Genomic DNA, 531 nt, shown 5'->3' with positions numbered 1-531 from the left:
GGTGGCCTCGGGGCCTCGTTGGTTGTGGCTGCGGCAGGCACGACCTCGGTTCTGGTGGGGCGGGTGCTACTCCAGTTCGCGGATGCCTGGCGGCAGCGACCCGGTCGCCTCCAGCCATCTGCGGGCGGCCAGCCGCTCGGCGGTGAGCTTGCCGATGCCGACCGCCACCCCGGAGGCCGCCGCCCAGCTGATCGCGTCCACCCAGGCCGTGTCGGGATGCACGGGGCTGCGCGGCGGGTCCGACTTGCGGATCTTCTTGTAGGCCAGGGTCACGGCCTTGCTCGCCACCGACCCGGCGGCCGCTCCCGCCACGCCTCCGACGATCTTCCAGCCGATCTTCGCTACCGGTTGGGACACTTCCGTACCTCCGTCCGTGAAGATGCCCCGGCGGCCGACGCCGAGGGGATCATGGTTGTTCCTCCGCCGGAGGCCCAGGGCCCGCTGGAGGCAGTCCGGCTGACGGCGTCCGTTGCCGACAGCCAGCTGTTACTGACGATCGTTCATCACCGGCAGGCGTCCCGCTGCCGGGCA

1 protein-coding gene is annotated in these 531 nt (G+C 71.6%); it reads right to left on the bottom strand.

Annotated features, from left to right (window positions below):
• Positions 1 to 66: 66 nt before the first annotated feature.
• Positions 67 to 357 (bottom strand): DUF4235 domain-containing protein, encoded by a 291-nt coding sequence (locus tag AC5LUJ_RS07550; protein ID WP_250284894.1) that lies wholly within the window; start codon positions 355 to 357, stop codon positions 67 to 69.
• Positions 358 to 531: the final 174 nt, after the last annotated feature.

The organism is Protofrankia sp. CiP1_Cm_nod3 (assembly GCF_982290655.1).
This window is presented reverse-complemented; position numbering and strand designations above follow the sequence as displayed.